Annotated in this window: 19 protein-coding genes; 14 read left to right on the top strand and 5 right to left on the bottom strand. The window is 70.0% G+C overall.

All coding sequences use genetic code 11. From position 1 onward, the window contains the following. Nucleotides 1-859 (top strand): acyl-CoA dehydrogenase family protein (locus tag ACRDPS_RS17770; RefSeq protein WP_431502991.1); only part of this gene is annotated, 859 nt, incomplete at its 5' end. Nucleotides 860-982: 123 nt separating this feature from the next. Here ACRDPS_RS17770 and ACRDPS_RS17765 read toward each other — a convergent pair. Then, entirely contained in the window at nucleotides 983-1,870 is an 888-nt protein-coding gene (locus ACRDPS_RS17765; RefSeq protein WP_431502990.1) for an AurF N-oxygenase family protein, read from the bottom strand. Between the two features lie 52 nt (nucleotides 1,871-1,922). Here ACRDPS_RS17765 and ACRDPS_RS17760 point away from each other — a divergent pair, with 52 nt between their 5' ends. Together ACRDPS_RS17760 and ACRDPS_RS17755 are read left to right on the top strand one after the other, a co-directional pair. Beyond that, nucleotides 1,923-2,603, top strand: coding sequence for a TetR/AcrR family transcriptional regulator (locus ACRDPS_RS17760; RefSeq protein ID WP_431502989.1), 681 nt, complete (start codon nucleotides 1,923-1,925; stop codon nucleotides 2,601-2,603). Nucleotides 2,604-2,629: 26 nt separating this feature from the next. Beyond that, complete coding sequence (locus ACRDPS_RS17755) at nucleotides 2,630-2,923, top strand: DUF4873 domain-containing protein (RefSeq protein WP_431502988.1); 294 nt, start codon at nucleotides 2,630-2,632, stop codon at nucleotides 2,921-2,923. A gap of 27 nt (nucleotides 2,924-2,950) precedes the next feature. Here ACRDPS_RS17755 and ACRDPS_RS17750 read toward each other — a convergent pair whose 3' ends face one another. Together ACRDPS_RS17750 and ACRDPS_RS17745 are read right to left on the bottom strand one after the other, a co-directional pair. Then, entirely contained in the window at nucleotides 2,951-3,712 is a 762-nt protein-coding gene (locus ACRDPS_RS17750) for a sulfite exporter TauE/SafE family protein (RefSeq protein ID WP_431502987.1), read from the bottom strand. 76 nt (nucleotides 3,713-3,788) lie between these two features. Beyond that, complete coding sequence (locus ACRDPS_RS17745; RefSeq protein WP_431502986.1) at nucleotides 3,789-4,490, bottom strand: FadR/GntR family transcriptional regulator; 702 nt, start codon at nucleotides 4,488-4,490, stop codon at nucleotides 3,789-3,791. 111 nt (nucleotides 4,491-4,601) lie between these two features. Here ACRDPS_RS17745 and ACRDPS_RS17740 point away from each other — a divergent pair, with 111 nt between their 5' ends. The 5 genes from ACRDPS_RS17740 to ACRDPS_RS17720 all read left to right on the top strand — a co-directional run bounded on the left by ACRDPS_RS17740 (nucleotide 4,602) and on the right by ACRDPS_RS17720 (nucleotide 9,871). Continuing rightward, complete coding sequence (locus ACRDPS_RS17740) at nucleotides 4,602-5,930, top strand: SLC13 family permease (protein ID WP_431502985.1); 1,329 nt, start codon at nucleotides 4,602-4,604, stop codon at nucleotides 5,928-5,930. A gap of 5 nt (nucleotides 5,931-5,935) precedes the next feature. Further along, nucleotides 5,936-7,117 carry a CaiB/BaiF CoA transferase family protein gene (locus ACRDPS_RS17735; protein WP_431502984.1) on the top strand — a complete coding sequence of 394 codons (1,182 nt, stop codon included), beginning with the start codon at nucleotides 5,936-5,938 and terminating at the stop codon, nucleotides 7,115-7,117. Nucleotides 7,118-7,236: 119 nt separating this feature from the next. Continuing rightward, nucleotides 7,237-8,739: an MFS transporter gene (locus tag ACRDPS_RS17730; protein ID WP_431502983.1), complete on the top strand. Its 1,503-nt coding sequence runs from the start codon at nucleotides 7,237-7,239 to the stop codon at nucleotides 8,737-8,739. A 103-nt stretch (nucleotides 8,740-8,842) separates the two neighbouring features. Then, on the top strand, nucleotides 8,843-9,391 hold the full coding sequence (locus ACRDPS_RS17725; RefSeq protein WP_431502982.1) for a flavoprotein: 549 nt from the start codon (nucleotides 8,843-8,845) through the stop codon (nucleotides 9,389-9,391). 9 nt (nucleotides 9,392-9,400) lie between these two features. Next, on the top strand, nucleotides 9,401-9,871 hold the full coding sequence (locus ACRDPS_RS17720) for an OsmC family protein (protein WP_431502981.1): 471 nt from the start codon (nucleotides 9,401-9,403) through the stop codon (nucleotides 9,869-9,871). 24 nt (nucleotides 9,872-9,895) lie between these two features. Here ACRDPS_RS17720 and ACRDPS_RS17715 read toward each other — a convergent pair whose 3' ends face one another. Beyond that, entirely contained in the window at nucleotides 9,896-11,539 is a 1,644-nt protein-coding gene (locus tag ACRDPS_RS17715) for an AMP-binding protein (protein ID WP_431502980.1), read from the bottom strand. 82 nt (nucleotides 11,540-11,621) lie between these two features. Then, the gene (locus tag ACRDPS_RS17710; protein ID WP_431502979.1) at nucleotides 11,622-12,938 is read right to left on the bottom strand and encodes an MFS transporter; all 1,317 of its coding nucleotides are present in this window, start codon (nucleotides 12,936-12,938) and stop codon (nucleotides 11,622-11,624) included. Nucleotides 12,939-13,073: 135 nt separating this feature from the next. On the opposite strand from ACRDPS_RS17710, the gene ACRDPS_RS17705 reads away from it, so the two are divergent. From ACRDPS_RS17705 to ACRDPS_RS17680, 6 genes are all read left to right on the top strand, one after another. After that, complete coding sequence (locus tag ACRDPS_RS17705) at nucleotides 13,074-13,961, top strand: response regulator transcription factor (protein WP_431502978.1); 888 nt, start codon at nucleotides 13,074-13,076, stop codon at nucleotides 13,959-13,961. A gap of 175 nt (nucleotides 13,962-14,136) precedes the next feature. Beyond that, complete coding sequence (gene hutU / locus ACRDPS_RS17700; RefSeq protein WP_431502977.1) at nucleotides 14,137-15,831, top strand: urocanate hydratase; 1,695 nt, start codon at nucleotides 14,137-14,139, stop codon at nucleotides 15,829-15,831. Between the two features lie 42 nt (nucleotides 15,832-15,873). Next, nucleotides 15,874-17,076: an allantoate amidohydrolase gene (locus ACRDPS_RS17695; protein WP_431502976.1), complete on the top strand. Its 1,203-nt coding sequence runs from the start codon at nucleotides 15,874-15,876 to the stop codon at nucleotides 17,074-17,076. Further along, nucleotides 17,073-18,374 (top strand): formimidoylglutamate deiminase, encoded by a 1,302-nt coding sequence (locus ACRDPS_RS17690; protein WP_431502975.1) that lies wholly within the window; start codon nucleotides 17,073-17,075, stop codon nucleotides 18,372-18,374. Before ACRDPS_RS17695 ends, ACRDPS_RS17690 begins: the two co-directional genes overlap by 4 nt. Next, nucleotides 18,371-19,516 (top strand): imidazolonepropionase, encoded by a 1,146-nt coding sequence (gene hutI / locus ACRDPS_RS17685; protein WP_431502974.1) that lies wholly within the window; start codon nucleotides 18,371-18,373, stop codon nucleotides 19,514-19,516. The genes ACRDPS_RS17690 and hutI overlap by 4 nt, the downstream gene beginning before the upstream one ends. Nucleotides 19,517-19,549: 33 nt before the next feature. Further along, the coding region (locus tag ACRDPS_RS17680) for an IclR family transcriptional regulator (protein ID WP_431502973.1) at nucleotides 19,550-20,084 on the top strand (535 nt) is incomplete at its 3' end.

Genomic DNA, 20,084 nt, shown 5'->3' with positions numbered 1-20,084 from the left:
CTGGAAGTGGGGGAGCGAGGAGCAGAAGCAGGAGTGGCTACCGCGGATGGCGGCCGGTGAAGCGATCGGGTGTTTCGGGCTGACCGAGCCCGACTTCGGCTCCAACCCTGGCGGGATGCGGACGCGTGCGCGGCGGGACGGCGACGACTGGGTGCTCACCGGCACCAAGATGTGGATCACCAACGCCCCTGTCGCCGATGTCGCGGTCGTCTGGGCGCAGACCGACGAGGCGGCCGACGGCAAGGGGATTCGCGGCTTCGTGGTCCCGACCAACACCCCGGGATTCTCGGCACCGGTTATCAAGCAGAAGCTGTCCCTGCGCGCCTCGGTCACCGGCGAGATCGTCCTGGACGACGTACGTCTCCCGGCATCCGCCGCCTTCCCCGAGGTCAGAGGCCTCAAGGGCCCCCTGTCCTGCCTGAACGAGGCCCGCTTCGGCATCGTCTTCGGCGCCGTCGGCGCGGCCCGCGACTGCCTCGAGTCCACCATCGCGTACGCCGCGTCCCGCGAGATCTACGACAAGCCCCTCTCGGGCTTCCAGATCACCCAGACCAAGCTCGCCGACATGACCCTCGAGGTTGGCAAGGCGATGCTCCTGGCCCTGCACCTAGGTCGCTTGAAGGATGCCGGCACCCTTCGTCCCGAGCAGATCTCGCTCGGCAAGCTCAACAACGTCCGCGAGGCGATCGCCGTCGCCCGCGAGTGCCGCACCATCCTCGCCGCCGCCGGCGTCACGCTCGAGTTCCCGATCATGCGCCACGCCAACAACCTCGAGTCCGTCCTCACCTACGAGGGCACCAGCGAGGTCCACCAGCTCATCATCGGTCAGGCGCTGACGGGGGAGTCCGCCTTCCGCTGACGAGTCTCCGTTCCGGGCCGCGGGCGCCGGTCCGCGCGGCGAACGAAAATTCGTTCGCCGCGAGGACCACGTTCTGCCGCGCGGCCGCGGGGCTCTGAACACGCGCCCCGACCGTCCACCCGATCAGCTCCGCGGCACCAGGAACGACGCCCGCCAGAGCTTGCGGTCCTTGTCCGAGACCATCCCGTGCTCGGTGAGGTACGGCATCATCTTCTCGCCCATCCAGGCCAGGGTCGCGCGGTAGTGCTCGTTGCCGAGCGCCTCACGACGGGCTTCCATCGGGTCGAGGCCGACGGCCGCGTAGCAGTCCGGGTGGACGAGGGAGCGGGCCATCACGTAGGCGGTGCGGGCGGTCAGGTTCTGGTGGAGCCGGAGCTGCGTGCGTCCGATCTTCTGTGACATCGCGGTGGCGAGCTCCTCGCGGGCGAAGGTGACGTGGCGGGCTTCCTCGGTGACGTGGATCCGCGAGGCCATCCGGGTCAGCGGCTGGCAGCGCTCGTCCTTCATCAGCTCACGCTGCCAGCGGTCGAGCGGCTCCTCGCCGACCAGGGTCGCGGAGAAGACACTGGGTCCGTGCAGCAGCGGGGCGAGCTTGCCGATGCGCAGGACGGCGGGGCGGGGGCCGTACGGCGGCGCGCCCATGGCCGCGATCGCCCGGCCGAACATGACCGAGTGCCGGGTCTCGTCACCGATCTCGGTGAGCGCGTACTGCGTCCGGGCCGTGCGGGGATCGGCGCCATAGACCTCGCGGAGCAGCAGCTGCATCAGCAGCACCTCGAACCACAGCCCGACGCTCATCATGCTCGCCACCTCGTGGCGGGAGAGCTCGATCTGCTGCTCCTCGCTGAGCCGGCCCCAGGTCGGGGTGCCGTAGAGGGAGACGCGTTCGGGCTGCATCCACCACAGGCCCTCTACGGGCGCGGCGTCCCAGTCGAGGTCGACCTCGGGGTCGTAGGACTGGCGAGCGGTGGAGCGCAGGAGCCGGTCGGAGGTCGGGTCGGTGATGGTCATTCTTCCACCTAAGTGTTACTAAGAGTTACAGGTAGTTGCTAGAGTGCAGCACATGACACGGAAGGTCAAGGACGACGGCCGCTCCTCGCGCTGGGACTCGCATCGAGAGGCGAGACGCGCCGAGCTGGTCGCAGCAGCCGTTCGAGCGGTCGACTCGGCCGGCGTCGACGTCTCGATCGCCGACATCGCCGCGGAGGCCGGGGTCAGCAAGCCGGTGCTCTATCGCTACTTCGCGGACCGGGCCGAGCTGCACGGTGCTGTCGGGATGTGGGCCGCGCAGCAGATCCTCGACGCGGTGGTCACCGCCGTGCTCGCTCCGGCGCCGACCCGCGATCGGGTGAGAGCCGGGGTCGCTGCGTACGTGGAGACGATCGCCGAGCACCCCAACATCTATCTGCTCCTGGTCCGCCAGCACACCGGCGGCAGCGACCCGCTCGCCGACGGCAAGCAGCTCATCGCCGCGACCTTCGCCCGCCTGCTCGGCGACGCCTTCCATCGCCTCGGCGTCGACGCGGCCGGCGCCGAGCCGTGGGCGCACAGCCTGGTCGGCATCGGTGAGTCCGCGGGGCAATGGTGGCTGGACCGGCGCACCATGTCGCGCGCAGCGTTCACCCGCTACCTCAGCGAGTTCGTCTGGCACGCGCTGGAGGGCACCACCGCCGAGTACGGCGTAGACCTGAGCGCCCTGGACCGCCCCGAGATCATCACCCCACTCCGAAAGAGCCCCCGATGAACGAGCCCCTGTTGAACGAACCCCCGATGAACGAGAACAGCACGACCGTCGAGCACGAACCCCAGCACCTGTACGACGGGCCCGCCCGCCTCGATTCCGAGGACGGAACCTGGCAGGCCGAGGTCACGCTGCGTGGTGCGTTCCAGCCGATCGACGGTCACTTCCATTGGTACGGCCGGGTCGCCACGGCACCGGACGGCGTACGAAACGGCCAGAGCGTCACGGTCCACACCGCCCACGGCCGGGCCGAAGGACGCCTCTCCGATGTCGACCCCTGGGGCAGGTTCCGCGTCTCCGGCACGGGCAAGCCTCCGTTCTGACCCGGAGGACATGCGGCCGGCCGACGGTCAGCGTACGAGCATGAGGATCGCCGCGCTGATGCCGACGACGACGATCAGCGAGCGCAGGAGTGTGGCCGGCAGGCGGCGGCCGATGCGTGCCCCGACGTACCCGCCCACCACCGATCCTCCGGCGAGCAGTGCGACGGCCCGCCAGTCGAGGTCGGCGATGGCCACGAAGATCACGGTCGCGACCACGTTCGAGGCCATCACGGCGAAGGTCTTGAGCGCGTTGACCGTGCGGAACTCCAGGTCGGTCCCGAGTCCGAGCACCGCCATCATCATGACTCCCGAGCCGGCGCCGAAGTAGCCGCCGTAGGCGCCGGTAAGCGTCGCGAACACTCCGGTGAGCCCGGACATCCGGACCCGAGGCTCGTCATCGGTGGCGTGCTGACGCAGGAAGCGGCTCAGCCGAGGCTGCACGCCCACCAGCACGCAGGTGCCCAGGATCAGCCACGGGATCACCGCCTCGAACACGGACCCGGGCAGCCGGAGCAGCAGCAGCGAGCCCGCGACGCTGCCCGCTCCCGCGGTGATCAGCACGGCGATGGTCATCCGCGGATGCTCAGCCAGCTCACGCCGATAGCCGAAGGAGCCGCTGAGCCCGGCCGGGGCCATCCCGACCGTGTTGGACGTGTTGGCCACGACCGGCGGGAGGCCTACCGCGACCAGGACGGGAAAGCTGAGCAGCGAGGCGACCCCGACGGTCGAGGTGAGGATCCCCGCGCCCAGGCCCGCGGCGAGCACCGCGAGCTGATCGGCCCAGGTCATGCCGCCGCCTCCGTGGAGGAGAGCGAAGCATACGGAACCGGCGGCCTGAGGCTCACTGCCGCTCGCTTGCGCTCGCTCATCCTTCGCGGAGCAGCGCGACGTCGCTGACGAGCATGACGTGGCCGTGCATAGCGGTGGCGGCGCCATCGCCGTCACCCCGGGCGATCGCCTCGGCGATCTTCCGGTGTCCGGCGAGCGAGGTCTTGGGGCGGTCGGGCTGGGAGAGCGACTCGATGCGGGTCTCGCGGATCAGCTCGCTGATCTCCGACATCATCTGAGCGAGCAAGGGGGAGTGGGCGGCGTCGGTGACCGCGCGGTGGAAGAGCTCGTCGCCCTGCACGCCGCGTCCGCCGCCGGCGATGTCCTCCTCCATCGAGGTGAGGGCACCTTCGATCCGGTCCAGGTCCTCCTCCGTACGCCGCACAGCGGCCAACGCGGCGATCTTCGTCTCCAGCGCGTCGCGTGCCTCGATGACATCGGGGATCCGCTCCGCGTGCGCCCGGATCGCGTCGGTGATCCGCTCGACCTTCGGCTTGTCGGTCAGGACCGTCCCGTCCCCGTGGCGCACCGCGACCACGCCGATCACCTCGAGGGCGACCAGAGCCTGGCTGAGGGTCGCGCGGCTCACCCCGAGGCTGGTGGCGAGCTTTCTCTCCGGCGGCAACCGGTCACCTGCCTTCAGGTCGTTCTCCGAGATCCAGCCCGTGATCTGCTCGGCGACCTGCTCGTAGAGGCGGGTTCGCTGCAAGGGGCGTGGAAAGCGTGACGACTCACTCATGGCTACAGGGTATTGACGTTCGGTCGATTGTCCTATTGGCTAGGCCACTGAGCCGTCTGTGATACCTGTCACACCTGCGACGGCGCGCGGGGACGACAGAAGGGAAGCCCGATGGGACCGGAATGGGTGGCGATCATCGCGTTGGTCGCCTTGTTCGTGGCAGGCACGTTGCTGCCGATCAACATGGGAGCGCTGGCGTACGTCGCGGCGTGGCTTGTCGGCATGTTCGCGCTGAACCTCGACGAGAAGGAGATCCTGGCCGGAGTCAGCGCCGACCTGATCCTGACGTTGATAGGTGTCACCTATCTGTTCGCGATCGCTCGCAACAACGGCACCGTCGATCTGATCGTCAGTAGTGCCGTACGTGCGGTCGGCGGGAGGGTCGCCCTGATTCCTTGGGTCATGTTTGGTGTGACCGCGCTGCTGACCGCGATGGGTGCGGCCAGCCCGGCGGCCTGCGCGATCATCGGGCCGGTGGCGCTCGGGTTCGCGGCGCGCTACAAGATCAACCCGCTGATGATGGGCATGTTCGTCGTGCACGGAGCCCAGGGCGGTGGCTTCTCGCCGATCAGCATCTACGGCACGATCACCAACTCGGTCATGGTCGACAACGGCCTTCCCTCCAGCGAGATGACGGTCTTCCTCACCAGCCTGGCGGTCAACCTGATCATGGCGACGATCCTGTTCGTCGCCCTCGGCGGACGAGCGCTGATGAGCACGAGGCTCGATCCCGACGAGGCATCCAGAGCCGCCGCCGGCGTACCCGGCGAGCTCAACGAGGGCGGCGTGACCGTCCCGGCCCGCGGCTACGGCACCGTCGCCCCGACCGGGACCAAGCCCGGCATCCGCACCGAGCAGGTCCTGACCCTCGCCGCCTTCGTGATCGTCGCCGCCATCGCGCTCTTCTTCGACAAGAACATCGGCTTCGCCTCGATCACCGCGGCGACCGTGCTCGCGGCGCTCTCTCCGAGCCAGCACAAGGACGCCATCCGCCAGATCGCCTGGCCGACCGTCCTTCTGGTCGCCGGCGTCTCGACGTACGCCACGATCCTGAACACCGCCGGATCGCCCGAGTTCGTGGGTGGCTGGGCGGCCGGATTGGGCGTCGCGGCGATCGGCGCGCTGGTCCTCTGCTACGTCGGCGGGGTCGTCTCCGCGTTCGCCTCCTCGACGGCGCTGTTGCCGATCATCATCCCGATCGCGGTGCCGCTGATCGCTGAGGGCGGCATCTCCGCGGCCATGTTCGTGGCCGCGCTCGCGATCTCCTCGACGATCGTCGACGTGAGCCCGTTCTCCACCAACGGCGCGCTGATGCTGGCCAACCGGCCCGAGACGATCACCGAGGAGCGCTACTACAAGCAGATCCTCGGCTACAGCGTCATCGTCGTGCTCGTCGGTCCCCTCCTGGTCTGGGCCACCATGGTCCTCCCGGGATGGTGACGCGCATGCGTGGACCACTCGACGACGTCGTCGTCCTCGACCTCTCCCGTGCTCTGGCCGGGCCGCACGCAGCGATGATGATGGGCGATCTCGGCGCTCGCGTCGTCAAGGTGGAGGCGCCCGGACACGGCGACGACACCCGGGGCTGGGGACCGCCGTTCGTGGGGGAGGAGGGGCAGCGGGAGGCGACGTACTTCCTCTCGGCCAACCGCAACAAGGAGTCGATCACGCTCGATCTCAAGGACGCCGACGACAAGGATGTGCTGCTGCGTCTGGTCGACCGCGCCGATGTGCTGATCGAGAACTTCCGCACCGGTGTCCTGGACCGGCTCGGACTCGGCATCGACGAGCTCCAGGCCCGCAACCCACGCCTCGTCGTCCTCTCGATCACCGGGTTCGGCCACGACGGACCCGAAGGTGGTCGCTCGGGTTATGACCAGATCGCGCAGGGTGAGGCCGGGCTGATGTCGATCACCGGCTCGAGCCCCGAGGACCCCCAGCGGGTCGGCACCCCCATAGCCGACCTGCTGGCCGGGATGTACGGCGCCTACGGTGTGCTCGCCGCTCTCCACGAGCGCGAGCGCACCGGCCGAGGAACGGTCGTCCGAACCTCGCTGCTCTCCGCCGTCGTCGGTGTCCACGGGTTCCAGGGCACTCGCTGGACGGTCGCGGGCGAGGTCGGTCGCGCTCAGGGCAACCATCACCCGAGCATCTCGCCTTACGGCCTGTTCCGCTGTGCCGACGGCACCGTGCAGATCGCGGTCGGGAGCGAGGGACTGTGGCGGCGCTTCTGCGCCGCGTTCGACATCTCACCCGATCTCGACGGGATGGCCACCAACCCCGAGCGCGCGGCCAACCGGGAGAAGGTGGTCGAGCTCGTGGAGGAGCTGTTCTCCTCCTGGCCGGCCGAGGAGCTGCTCACCAAGCTCGCCGAGGCCGGTGTCCCGGCCGGCAAGGTGCGCTCCCTGGACGAGGTCTACGCCTGGGACCAGACCGCCAGCCAGGGTCTCCTGATCGACGTCGACCACACCACCCTGGGCGAGCTCACCCTCCCCGGTCCGCCGCTGCGGTTCTTCGCCGAGGGCGCCGAGGTCACCCCGACCGGCCACGCCGCCCCACCCACCCTCGACCAGCACGGGGGAGACCTGCGTACGTGGGTCGCGGATTCTCCGGGGGAGGGAGCCTGAACGCGGGGAAGGAACGCGGCTGACTGGGATACTGCTCGCAATGCCTCTCTGCCTCCGAGGGAAATGAGCACGATCATGGACGACATCCGGCGGTCCCCGCGGGTCGGCGGGGGCGTGGAATGACCGTCCCTCCCAGCGACAGCGCTCACCTCCGGCTGAAAAGTGGCCGCGGCCGTCTCGTGCTGGCGACAACGGTGCTCGGCTCCGGCCTGGCGATGCTCGACGCGACCGTCGTCAACGTCGCGCTCGGCCGGATCGGTGAGGATCTCGACGCGGGCTTCTCCGGTCTGCAGTGGACGGTCAACGCCTACACACTGAGCCTCGCGGCGCTGATCCTCCTCGGCGGGTCACTGGGCGATCGCTTCGGTCGGCGCCGCGTGTTCATCATCGGCGTGGTGTGGTTCGCCGGCGCGTCGCTGATGTGCGGACTGGCGCCCGACATCCACCTGCTGATCGCGGCGCGCGGGCTGCAAGGAGTCGGAGGCGCGCTCCTGACACCGGGGAGCCTGGCGATCATCGCCGCGTCGTTCCATGCCGAGGACCGGTCCGCAGCCGTCGGCGCCTGGTCGGGTCTCAGCGGCATCGCAGCCGCGATCGGGCCACTCGTCGGCGGCTGGCTGGTCGAGCTGGACTGGCGGCTGGTCTTCCTCATCAACGTCCCCGTCGCGGTGCTCATCGTCATCGTCGCCACCCGCTACGTCCCGGAGAGCCGCGACCCGGAAGCCGGCGGACGGCTCGACGTGACCGGCACGCTGCTCGCCGCGACCGGGCTCGGGGGCCTCACCTTCGGGCTGACCCGGGCGGGCGAGATCGGTCTCGCCGGGTCTGTGGCGGCGACCATCGCCGTCGGAGTCGCCTGCCTGGCCGCCTTCGTGGTCGTCGAGGCCCGCACGACCCACCCGTTGGTCCCGCTCGAGCTGTTCCGCAACCCCCAGTTCAGCGCGGCCAACGCCGTCACCCTGCTCGTGTACGCAGCACTCGGCGTGATCTTCGTCCTCCTCGTCCTCCAGCTCCAGGTCGTCAGCGGCTGGACGCCCCTCGCCGCGGGTTCTGCACTGCTACCGGTGACCGTGGTGATGCTGCTCTTCTCCGCCCGTGCGGGCGCACTGGCGCAGCGCATCGGCCCGCGCCTTCCGATGACCCTGGGACCGCTGCTCGCGGCCGCCGGCGCACTCTGGATGGGGCGGATCGGCCCGCAGGCCTCGTACGTCCTCGACGTGCTCGCGCCGGTCGTGCTCTTTGCCGCAGGGCTCACGCTGCTGGTCTCGCCGCTGACCGCGACCGTGCTGGATGCCGCCGACGACCGGCATGCCGGGATCGCGTCGGGGGTGAACAACGCGGTGTCCAGGACCGCCGGCCTGCTGGCCGTGGCGGTCGTCCCGGCAGCAGTCGGGATCGCCGGCGACGACTACACGAACCCGCGGACCTTCGACGACGGCTACGGCATGGCGATGGTGATCAACGCCGTCCTGCTGCTCCTCGGCGCGGCCCTCGCGGCGGCGTTCGTCCGGCGCCCCCTATACGCCGAACCCGAGCCCGACGATCACCGGGTGCACATCGAGACCTGTGCGCACTGTGGTGTCACCGGGACGCAGCTCCACCCAGCCGACCACGACCGCTGAGGTCGCGCGCTGGTCGCCGTCGATAGTCACGCGTCGCACCGCCTCGGGTCCCGTACGCTGACCGTCGACCGGAACCCCGGATCCGAGACGAGGGAGTCATCCGATGGCGACCATCGGCATCATCGCCTGCGCCGCCGGCGGCGTGGAGCAGCTCTGCGACGACCTGGTCGGGCCGCTCGTCGATGCCGGTCATCAGGTCCCGGTGACCCTGACCCCCACGGCCTTCTCCTGGCTCAGTGCGAACGGAGAGGCCGAACGGATCGAGACCGCGACCGGCTATCCGGTACGCGGGACGAGCCGGCTCCCGTGGGAGCCGCGTCCCCACCCCGACCCCGACGTGATCGTCGCGGCGCCCGCGACCTTCAACAGCACCGCGAAGATCGCCCTGGGGCTGGCTGACAACCAGGCGCTCACGGTCGTGACCGAGAGCCTCACGACCGTGCCTGTCGTGCTCTTTCCGCTGATCAACGCCGCACACGCCGAGCACCCGGCCTGGCCATCACACCTCGCGGCCCTACGCAGCGCCGGCGTCGACGTGATCGAAGGCCCCGACCTCTGGCCGCTCCACCCACCTCGCCAGATGCCCTCGGACCAGCAGCTGCCCTGGGGAGCGATCATCGAGGCTGCCGGTCGCGCGGCTGCTCGCCACTAACCTTTGAGCATGGCACTGACCCATGAGTACGCGGTCGCGGTGGAGTGGACGGGCAACCGCGGCACCGGCACGAGCGGCTACCGCGACTACGCCCGCGACCATGTCGTACGCATCGAGGGGCTGCCCGACATCCTCGGCTCAGCCGACCCGACCTTCCGCGGCGACCCGAGCCGACACAACCCCGAGCAGCTGCTGTTGGCCTCGCTCGCGCAGTGCCACCTGATGTCCTACCTGCACCAGGCGGTGAAGACAGGCGTTGTCGTGCTCGACTACCACGACACCGCGACCGCGACGATGCAGACGCAGGGGACCGGCGGCCGGTTCACCCGGGCGGTGCTGCACCCTGTCGTCACCGTCGCCGACGCCGCGATGGCCGAGGCCGCCACCTCCGCGCATCACCAGGCCCACCTGGACTGCTTCATCGCGAACAGCGTGAACTTCCCGGTCGAGATCGAGCCGACCATCCGGGTGAACGGATAGACACCCCACCTGTTCCTGGCCGGCTCAGAGGCCGAGCAGCGCGACGCTCCGTTCCCGCATGTCGATCTTGCGGACCTTGCCGGTCACGGTCATCGGGAACTCGTCGACGAGCAGCACATAGCGGGGCGTCTTGTAGTGCGCGAGCTTGCCGGCCGCGAAGGCTCGCACCGCTTCGGCGTCCAACGGCTCGGCGCCGGGACGCATCCGGATCCAGGCGCAGAGCTCCTCGCCGTACCTCTCGTCCGGAACGCCCACGACCTGGGCCTCGGCGATGTCGGGGTGGGTGAAGAGGAACTCCTCGATCTCGCGCGGGTAGATGTTCTCGCCGCCGCGGATGACCATGTCCTTGATCCGGCCCACGACCACGCAGTAGCCGTCCTCACGCATGACGGCCAGGTCGCCGGTGTGCATCCAGCCGTCGGAGTCGATCGCTTCTGCCGTCTTCGTCGAACCCTCGTCATCGTGCAGAGGCCAGTAGCCGAGCATCACCGAGTAGCCGCGGGTGCAGAACTCACCCGCGGTGCCGCGGGGGACCACCTCGCCGGTGGCGGGGTCGACGATCTTGACCTCGACGTGCGGAGCGGCCCGGCCGATGGTCTCGGTACGCCGCTCGAGGTCGTCGTCGGTCTGGGTCTGGCAGGAGACCGGCGAGGTCTCGGTCATGCCGTACGCGATCGCGACCTCGCTCATGTGCATCTCGCTGACGCACCGCTTCATGACCTCGATCGGGCACAGCGCGCCGGCCATGATCCCGGTCCTGAGAGTCGAGAGGTCGTACGAGGCGAAGCCCGGGTCGTCCTGCATCGCGATGAACATCGTCGGCACGCCGTACAGGGCCGTGCACTTCTCGTCCTGGACCGTCCGCAGCGTCGTAGCCGGGTCGAAGCCCGGTCCTGGGATCACCATGGTCGCGCCGTGGGTGGTGCAGCCGAGGTTGGCCATCACCATGCCGAAGCAGTGGTAGAAGGGCACCGGGATGCAGAGCCGGTCCTGCTCGGTGAAATGGATCGTCTCGGTGACGAAGAAGCCGTTGTTCAAGATGTTGCGATGCGACAGCGTCGCGCCCTTCGGGAACCCCGTCGTCCCGGAGGTGTACTGGATGTTGATCGCGTCGTTCGGGTCGAGGGTGTAGTCGACGTGGTCGGTCAGCCGCTCACCGCGGCCTGCCGCGAGCAGCGCATCCCACTCCGGCGTACCCAGGAAGATCGTCTTCTCCAGCGCGCCGCAGTCGCCCTCCACCTCGCCGACGAGCGAGACGTAGTCGCTGGTCTTGAACGAGGTCGCGCTGAGCAGCAGGCGTACGCCGGACTGGTTGAGGGCGTAGCCGAGCTCGTGGGTCCGGTAGGCCGGGTTGATGTTGACCAGGATCGCGCCGATCTTCGCGGTCGCGAACTGGACCATCGTCCACTCGGCGCAGTTCGGAGCCCAGATCCCGACCCGGTCACCCTTGCCGATGCCGGCCAGGCGGAGGCCGACCGCGAGCGCGTCGACGTCCGCGTCGAGCTCGGCGTACGTCCAGCGGCGCCCGGTCGCGATCTCGACGAGCGCCTCGCGGTCGCCGTGGCGGGCCACGGTGCGCTCGAAGTTCGCCCCGATGGTCTCCTCGAGCAGGGGAACGTCGACGCCGCCGCGGGTCGACGATGCGGTGGTGAGTGAGGTCTCGGTCATGCGGCGAGCATGACCGAGACCGAGGTGCCCGCTCCACCCCCGAAAGTGGGTGAAGGACACCGTGCGGGTGCCGGAGCGACGATCAGGCGAGCGCCGGCTCCGCGTCGAGCTCCACGCGGCTGGTCTCCTTCGCGACCAGCAGGCAGCCGATGCTCAGCATCGCCAGAGCGGTGAGGAAGTACGCGATGCCGTTGGTGCCCCACCGGGCCAGCAGGTCCTCGGCGATGACCAGCGGGACGGCGCCACCGAGGATGCCCGCGATGTTGTAGCCCAGGCCTGCTCCCGTGTAGCGATACCTCGCCTGGAACATCTCGGGCAGGAACGCCGCGATCGGACCGTAGTTGAGGCCGAGCACGCACAGCATCAGGCTGTTGCCGAGGGCGAAGCTCGCGAAGCTGCCGGGCTCCATGATGGCGAAGGACAGTGGACCGGCGACGAGGCCGACCGCGGCTCCCAGGAGCAGGACCACCCGGCGGCCGAGAACGTCGGAGAGCCACGCGGAGACGATGACCGTCACGCTCATCGCGAGCGCCGCGACGATGACGCCGAGCAGGGCCTGGCTCATGCTCAGGCCGAGGGTGCCGACGGCGTGAGCGACCATGAAGCTGGCGCCGGTGTAGAAGGCGCCGAAGACGACCGCCATGATGCCGCCGCTGAGCAGCACCTGCCGCCACTGGTCACGGAGGCAGCCGACGAACGGCAACGTGCTGCGGGTGCCTGCCGACTGGACCTTCTTGAAGGACGGTGTCTCGGCGATCTTCAGCCGGACCCAGAGACCGACCGCGACAAGGACGGCGCTGGCCAGGAACGGGATCCGCCAGCCCCAGGCCGAGAACGCGGCGGGCTCCATCAGCCGGAACGTCGTGAGCATCGCGCCGGCCGCGATGACCAGGCCCAGGCTGGGGCCGAGCTGCGGGAACATGCTGTAGCGGCCGCGCTTCCCGTGGGCGGCGTACTCCGTGGTGAGGAGCGCGGCGCCGGCCCACTCGCCACCGAGCGCGATCCCCTGCAGCGCGCGCAGCAGCACGAGGATCACCACCGCGCCCTTCCCGATCGACTCCACGCTCGGGAGGAGGCCGATCGCGAACGTCGAGGTGCCCATGATCATCAGCGTCGTGATCAGGGTGGCCTTGCGACCGATCCGGTCGCCGTAGTGACCGAAGAGGATCGCGCCCAGCGGACGGAAGACGAACGCGACCCCGAAGGTCGCGATCGACGCCAGGGTGCCCTCGGGGCCGCCCATGGACGGGAAGAAGACGGCGTTGAACACCAGGGCTGCCGCGAGCCCGTAGATGAGGAAGTCGTAGAACTCGATGGTGGTGCCGGTCAGCGAAGCCGTAGCGACGCGACGCATCGTGCGCCCGTCGACCTCGGCTCGGGTAGCCGTGATTTGGGCCATGATCGTGCCTCCTACTCGGATTGGTGAACCGAGTGTGGGGCTGTCGCAAGCCGTCCGATACCCCCGGAAGAGTGCCCCCGAAAGAGGGGGTCGGACTCTTGTTGTCTGTGACGGGCGTCACCTACGCTCAGGGCCATGAGCACCATCGGGATCAGCGCAGAGGCGCCGTACGACGGGTCCCGGATCGGCCAGACGCTGGCATCATTCCGGGCCGCATCCGGCCTCGACCTTGCCTTCGGGGGCCCTGTCCGCGCAGATGGAACGGCCATCGACATCACCGCGACCTGCGGTGCGAAGGGTGGTGCGCTGCGAGGTCTCCGCGTCGTCAGCGGGCAGGGCCTGGGCGGGAAGACCCTGCAGACCCGCCAGCCCGGCGCGGTCGACAACTACTACACGGCGCGAGGCATCACCCACCTCTATGACACCGTCGTCCGCCAGGAGCATCTGGAGACCGTCGCCGCGCTGCCGATCCTGGTCGGCCGGACCCCTCGCATGCTCGTCTACCTGGGCTCACGCTCGCAGCGGGGCCTCGGCACCGTCTGGTTCGACGCACTGCGACCGTTGGTCCGTGCCCTCGAGCGCGAGATCCTGATCGACGACGAAGTCCGAAGTCGGCTCTCTCGCCTGGCTCCGGCGCCGGCTCCGTCGGCGAACCCGTCCGAGCCTGTGGCGAGGCGCGACCGGGCCGAACGCCAGGAGATGGCCGACGAGCTCACCGACCTGGCCGGCCTGGTCATCGACCCCTCGGTTCGCAGCCGCCTCGAGGCGATGGTCCTCCGGCTCACCGGCGCAGCGGGGGAGTCGGGCCCGGCTCAGCTGGCACCGGTGGTCCGCCTGGCCTCCCGCGAGCTCGACGTCCTGCGCCAGGTGGCGCTCGGGAACAGCAACCGGGAGGCTGCCGAGTCGCTCGGGATCGTGGAGAGCACCGTCAAGTCCTACCTGAAGAGCGCCACCCGCAAGCTCAACGCCAACAACCGCGTCCACGCCGTCCGGCTCGCGCGCGAGGCGGGCCTGATCGACTGACGCTCAGGCACTTCGATCCGCGCCAAGTCTGGTATCCCAGACAATAGGCGGGCTGAAGCACTGGTCAGACCATCCAACACTGCGTTTGATGGACACATGGATCGACAGAGCACGAGCTCGCAGCTCGCCGCCGGGGCGATCCTCCCAGTCGCTGAGTCCGTGATCGGAGCTTGCCATGAATGAGCGCTCGACCAACCCCCGTCTTCCCATCCACGCCGCACGCGGCACCGAGCTGACCGCGAAGTCGTGGCAGACGGAGGCTGCGCTGAGGATGCTGATGAACAACCTGGATCCGGAGAACGCGGAGCGTCCCGAGGACCTCGTCGTCTACGGCGGAACCGGCAGGGCCGCACGGAGCTGGGAGGCGTACGACGCGCTCGTACGCACCCTTCGCACGCTCGAGGACGACGAGACGATGCTGGTGCAGTCGGGCAAGCCGGTCGGCGTGATGCGTACGCACGAGTGGGCGCCCCGGGTCCTGATCGCGAACTCCAACCTGGTCGGTGACTGGGCGAACTGGGAGGAGTTCCGGCGGCTCGAGGACCTCGGGCTGACGATGTACGGCCAGATGACGGCCGGTTCGTGGATCTACATCGGGACACAGGGGATCCTGCAGGGGACGTACGAGACGTTCGCGGCGGTCGCCGACAAGCTCGCTGCCTCTGGCAGGCCTGGCCACGGTGACGGGACGCTCGCCGGGACCATCACCCTGACCGCGGGCCTGGGTGGGATGGGTGGTGCCCAGCCGCTGGCGGTGACGATGAACGACGGCGTGGCGATCTGTATCGAGTGCGACCAGTCGCGGATCACCCGGCGGATCGAGCACCGCTTCCTCGACGTCCAGGCCGACTCGCTGGAACACGCGGTCGAGCTGGCGGTCGAGGCACGCGACGCCCGGCGCCCGCTGTCCATCGGCGTGCTGGGCAACGCCGCCGAGATGGTGCCGGCACTGCTCGAGTCGGATGCGCCGATCGATGTGGTGACCGACCAGACCAGTGCCCACGACCCGCTGTTCTATCTGCCGGCCGGGACGGCGTTCGAGGACTGGGAGCGCGAGCGCAACGAGGACCCGGTCGGATTCACCAAGCGCGCCCAGCAGTCGATGGCCACCCATGTCCGCGCGATGGTGGAGTTCCAGGACAAGGGCGCGGAGGTGTTCGACTACGGCAACTCCATCCGGGACGAGGCCCGCAAGGCCGGCTATGACCGAGCCTTCGAGTTCCCCGGGTTCGTGCCGGCGTACATCCGGCCACTTTTCTGCGAGGGCAAGGGCCCGTTCCGCTGGGCCGCGCTGTCCGGGGACCCCGCCGACATCGCCGCCACGGACAAGGCCATCCTCGAGCTCTTCCCCGAGAACGAGCGGCTGCGGAAGTGGATCACGATGGCGCAGGAGAGGGTGCACTTCCAGGGCCTGCCCGCACGGATCTGTTGGCTCGGCTACGGCGAACGCCAGCTGGCCGGCCTGAAGTTCAACGAGATGGTGAAGAGCGGCGAGCTCAAGGCGCCGGTCGTGATCGGCCGCGACCACCTCGACTGTGGCTCGGTCGCCTCGCCGTACCGGGAGACCGAGGCGATGCTCGACGGCTCCGACGCCATCGCGGACTGGGCGCTGCTCAACGCGTTGGTGAACACCTCCTCGGGTGCGTCCTGGGTCTCGATCCACCACGGGGGCGGAGTGGGGATGGGTCGTTCGATCCACGCCGGGCAGGTGTGCGTCGCCGACGGCACCGCGTTGGCGGCCGAGAAGATCGAGCGGGTGCTGACCAACGACCCCGGTATGGGTGTGATCAGGCATGTCGACGCCGGCTACGACCTGGCCGGCGAGGTCGCGACCGAGCGCGGGGTCCGCATCCCGATGACCGAGGGCTGAGCGAAGGCTGACCGGAAGCGACGAGAACGAGAGGCCTGAACTGTGAGCTTCGAGGAGATGTGGCGCGACCTGGCTCCGCTGGGGCGGTCGACCGCCTCCGGCGGCTACTTCCGCCAGCCGTTCGCCACCGCTGAGCGGGAGTGCGCCGACTGGTTCGCCCAGGAGGCCCGCGCCCGTGGACTGCGGCTGGAGTACGACGGCTTCGGCAACGCGGTCGCCTGGTGGGAGGTCTCCCCGGGGTCGGCCGCCGAAGGCGGCGACCTGCTCACCGGCTCCCACCTGGACTCGGTGCTCGACGGCGGTGCCTTCGACGGTCCGCTCGGGGTGGTCTCCTCGTTCGCGGCGCTCGACCTGATGCGTGAGCGTGGCTTCACGCCGGGCAGGCGGATCGGGATCGGTGCCTTCGTCGAGGAGGAGGGCTCCCGGTTCGGCCTGGCCTGTCTCGGCTCACGGCTCGCGGTCGGTGCGATGACGCTCCAGCAGGCCGAGGCGCTCACCGACCGTGATGGCGTACGTCTGGGCGACGCCTGGGCCACGGCCGGCGTCGACCCGTCGCAGGGCTCCGACCTGCTGGCCGGGGTGGGCACCTTCGTCGAGCTCCACGTCGAGCAGGGGCGCGACCTCATCGACCGGGAGGCAGCGGTCGGGGTGGCCAGCGAGTTCTGGCCGCACGGCCGCTACCGCTTCGACTTCACCGGTCAGGCCAACCATGCCGGGACCACCCGGATGGAGGACCGCCGCGACCCGATGCTCACCTACGCGATGACCGCGGTCGCGGCCAACGCGCAGGCTCGGCTGGCCGGGGAGCGGGCCACCTTTGGTCGGATCACGGTCGAGCCGAACGGCACCAATGCCGTGCCGTCCCAGGTCACCGCCTGGCTGGACGCCCGCTGCGCCACCGACGACGGACTCGCCCGGTTGGTCGAGGCGATCACCGCCCAGGCGGCCGAGCGGGCCGGCCAGGACGGCACCGGCCTCGAGGTCACCCCGGAGTCGGTCTCGGCGTCGGTGGGCTTCGACGCCGACCTCGCCCGGCGCATCGCCGAACCCCGCGGCTGGCCGGTGATCCCGACCCAGGCCGGCCACGACGCCGGGATCCTCTCGGCAGCCGGAATCCCGACCGCGATGCTGTTCGTACGCAACCCGACCGGCATCTCGCACTCGCCCGAGGAGCACGCCGACATGGCCGACTGCCTCGCCGGGGTCGAGGCGCTCGCCGACACGCTCCAGGGGCTGGCCGGATGAGCGAGCGTTATCTGCTGGAGCGGGCGGTCCTGCCCGATGGAGTCGCCGATGACGTGCTGGTCACCGTCGCCGACGGCCGCTTCGCCGCCGTGGTCCCCGGGTTCACCGGCCCGGCCGAGGCGGCGACGCGGCTGCCCGGGCTCACCGTTCCGGGCCTGGCCAACTGCCACAGCCACGCCTTCCACCGCGCCCTGCGGGGGCGCACCCAGCGCGGCCGCGGATCCTTCTGGACCTGGCGAGAGCAGATGTATGCCGTCGCGGAGCGCCTCGACCCGGACAGCTACTTCGCTCTTGCCCGGGCGGTCTACCGCGAGATGGCGGCCACCGGCATCACCTGCGTGGGCGAGTTCCACTACCTGCACCACCAGCCCGACGGCACGCCGTACGCCGATCCCAACGCGATGGGCCACGCACTGACCGAGGCGGCGCGCGAGGCCGGGATCCGGATCACCCTCCTCGACACCCTGTATCTCGCCTCCGGCATCGGGACCCCGCCCGAAGGCGTACAGCGCAGGTTCTCCGACGGCGACGCCGACACCTGGGCCGGGCGGGTCGCCGGACTTGAGGACCGGGCCGGCGTGCTGGTCGGCGCGGCGATGCACTCGGTGCGCGCGGTCCCGCGCGACCAGCTCCGCCCCGCGGCGGGCAAACCGCTCCACGTCCACCTCTCCGAGCAGCCTGCCGAGAACGAGCAGTGCCTGGAGGCGTACGGAATGACGCCGACGCAGCTGCTCGCCGAGCAGGGTCTGCTCGGCGCACACACCACCGCGGTGCACGCCACCCACCTGACCGACACCGACATCCGGCTCCTGGGCGAGGCCTCGGCGTACGCCGACTTCTGCCCGACCACCGAGCGCGACCTCGGCGACGGCATCGGCCCGAGCCGTGCGCTGCACGACGCGGGGGCCCGGCTGACCCTGGGCAGCGACAGCCATGCCGTGATCGACCTCTTCGAGGAGATGCGGGCTGTCGAGCTGGACGAGCGGCTGGCCACCGAGCAGCGCGGGCACTGGACGGCCGCCGAGCTGCTCCAGGCGGCCACGGTGACCGGCCACGAGAGCCTGGGCTGGGCCGACGCCGGCCGCATCGCCGTCGGGCAGCGTGCCGACCTGGTCACCCTGGCGACGAGCAGCCCGCGTACGGCGGGAACCGGCAGCGACGAGAGCTCAGTGGTCTTCGCCGCGACCGGGGAAGATGTCAACCATGTGGTCGCCGACGGGAAGATCGTGATCCGTCCCGGCGACCGGCAAGACGTCGGCCAGGAGCTGGCCGAGGCGATCGGGGCGGTGTGGGCATGAGCAGTGTTGTGATGACCGGGATCAGCGAGCTGGCCACCCAGGGGGAGCAGGGTCTTCTGACGGACGCCGCCCTGGTGGTCGAGGGAGAGCGCCTGGCGTGGGTCGGCCCGGTCACCCGGGCCCCGGACGCCGACGAACGGGTCGACCTCGGTGGTCGGGCGGTGATCCCCGGCTTCGTGGACAGCCACTCCCATCTCGTCTTCGCCGGCGACCGATCCGCCGAGTTCGAGGCACGGATGACCGGGGCGCCGTACGCCGCCGGCGGGATCCGTACCACCGTCGCTGCCACCCGCCAGGCCGGCGACGAGCAGCTGGCGGCCAACGTCGTCCGACTGGTCGCGGAGATGCATCGTCAGGGCACCACCCATATCGAGATCAAGAGCGGTTACGGCCTCACTGTCGCCGATGAGGCCCGCAGCCTGGCCATCGCCCGCCGGTTCACCGAGGACACCACCTTCCTCGGCGCGCACGTCGTCCCGCAGGGATCGGACGCGGCGGCGTACGTCGACCTGGTGACCGGGCCGATGCTCGAGGCGGCAGCGCCTCACGCACGCTGGATCGACGTGTTCTGCGAGCGCGGCGCCTTCGACGCCGACCAGGCGCGCACCATCTTGAAGGCGGGGCACGACAAGGGGCTGAAGGGTCGACTGCACGCCAACCAGCTCGGCGACGGCCCGGGCGTCCAGCTGGCCTGCGAGCTGGGCCTGGCTGCCGTCGATCACTGCACCTTCCTCTCCGCTGCCGACGTCGATGCGCTGGCCCAGTCCGGCACCGTCGCCACCTTGCTGCCGGGCGTGGAGTTCTCGACGCGGCAGCCATGGCCGGATGCGCGTCGACTGTTGGACGCCGGTGTGACCGTGGCGCTGGCCAGCGACTGCAACCCTGGCTCCAGCTACACCAGCTCGCTGCCGTTCTGCATCGCCATGGCCGTACGCGACATGGGCATGTCACCGGCCGAGGCCCTGTGGGCGGCGACGGCCGGCGGTGCTCGAGCGCTCGACCGCTCCGATGTCGGGACCCTGGACGTCGGCCGCCGCGCGGACTTCGCGGTCCTCGACGCACCGTCGTACGTCCATCTGGCCTACCGCCCGGGAGTCCCGCTCGTCGCTCAGACGTGGGTCGGTGGCCGTCGTGCCGTCTGACTGACGGAGATCTGAAACCACTACGATCCAAGCATGGCCGTCGTGCCCGCAGCCGAGCAGACGCTCGCCATCCTCCGCTACCTCGCCGGTCAGGCGAGTCCCGTGACCGCGTCTGCGCTCTCGCGGGATCTGAAGCTGCCCAAGTCCACGACGTACCACCTGCTCAGCACGTTGCTCGCCTCGAACTTCGTCGTGCACTATCCCGAGCAGAAGGTGTACGGACTCGGCGTCGCGGCCTACGAGCTGGGCACTGGATACACCCGGCAGGCGCCGCTCCAACGGCTGGCGCGGCGGCTGGTCGCCGATCTGCGCGACCGCTCCGGCAACGGCGTCCACCTCTCGGTGCTGCAAGGCCGCGAGGTGGTCTATCTCCTCGAGGAGCGCGCCCCGGGGCGCCCGCTGCTGATCACCGATGTCGGGGTACGGCTGCCCGCCCACACCACGGCCAGCGGCCGAGCGATGCTCGCCGCGTTGCCGGCGACTCAGGTCCGGGCGCTCTATCCCGACGCGGACGCCTTCGCCTCGGGGGCAGGCCCGCGTTCGCTGAGTGCGCTACGCCGGCTGCTGA

This window comes from Nocardioides sp. (genome assembly GCF_050699375.1).
Lineage (GTDB): Bacteria > Actinomycetota > Actinomycetes > Propionibacteriales > Nocardioidaceae > Nocardioides.
Note: the sequence above shows the minus strand (reverse complement) of the source record. Positions and strands in the feature narration are given on the sequence as shown.

What these genes read in the sequence shown, in the direction of transcription:
- ACRDPS_RS17725 (WP_431502982.1), top strand. Translation starts at nt 8,843, where the DNA reads ATGGCGACCATCGGCATCATCGCCTGCGCCGCCGGCGGCGTGGAGCAG.
- ACRDPS_RS17735 (WP_431502984.1), top strand. Translation starts at nt 5,936, where the DNA reads ATGCGTGGACCACTCGACGACGTCGTCGTCCTCGACCTCTCCCGTGCT.
- hutU (WP_431502977.1), top strand. Translation starts at nt 14,137, where the DNA reads ATGAATGAGCGCTCGACCAACCCCCGTCTTCCCATCCACGCCGCACGC.
- ACRDPS_RS17745 (WP_431502986.1), bottom strand. Translation starts at nt 4,490, where the DNA reads ATGAGTGAGTCGTCACGCTTTCCACGCCCCTTGCAGCGAACCCGCCTC.
- ACRDPS_RS17720 (WP_431502981.1), top strand. Translation starts at nt 9,401, where the DNA reads ATGGCACTGACCCATGAGTACGCGGTCGCGGTGGAGTGGACGGGCAAC.
- ACRDPS_RS17755 (WP_431502988.1), top strand. Translation starts at nt 2,630, where the DNA reads ATGAACGAGAACAGCACGACCGTCGAGCACGAACCCCAGCACCTGTAC.
- ACRDPS_RS17765 (WP_431502990.1), bottom strand. Translation starts at nt 1,870, where the DNA reads ATGACCATCACCGACCCGACCTCCGACCGGCTCCTGCGCTCCACCGCT.
- ACRDPS_RS17715 (WP_431502980.1), bottom strand. Translation starts at nt 11,539, where the DNA reads ATGACCGAGACCTCACTCACCACCGCATCGTCGACCCGCGGCGGCGTC.
- ACRDPS_RS17690 (WP_431502975.1), top strand. Translation starts at nt 17,073, where the DNA reads ATGAGCGAGCGTTATCTGCTGGAGCGGGCGGTCCTGCCCGATGGAGTC.
- ACRDPS_RS17730 (WP_431502983.1), top strand. Translation starts at nt 7,237, where the DNA reads ATGACCGTCCCTCCCAGCGACAGCGCTCACCTCCGGCTGAAAAGTGGC.
- hutI (WP_431502974.1), top strand. Translation starts at nt 18,371, where the DNA reads ATGAGCAGTGTTGTGATGACCGGGATCAGCGAGCTGGCCACCCAGGGG.
- ACRDPS_RS17710 (WP_431502979.1), bottom strand. Translation starts at nt 12,938, where the DNA reads ATGGCCCAAATCACGGCTACCCGAGCCGAGGTCGACGGGCGCACGATG.
- ACRDPS_RS17740 (WP_431502985.1), top strand. Translation starts at nt 4,602, where the DNA reads ATGGGACCGGAATGGGTGGCGATCATCGCGTTGGTCGCCTTGTTCGTG.
- ACRDPS_RS17750 (WP_431502987.1), bottom strand. Translation starts at nt 3,712, where the DNA reads ATGACCTGGGCCGATCAGCTCGCGGTGCTCGCCGCGGGCCTGGGCGCG.
- ACRDPS_RS17705 (WP_431502978.1), top strand. Translation starts at nt 13,074, where the DNA reads ATGAGCACCATCGGGATCAGCGCAGAGGCGCCGTACGACGGGTCCCGG.
- ACRDPS_RS17760 (WP_431502989.1), top strand. Translation starts at nt 1,923, where the DNA reads ATGACACGGAAGGTCAAGGACGACGGCCGCTCCTCGCGCTGGGACTCG.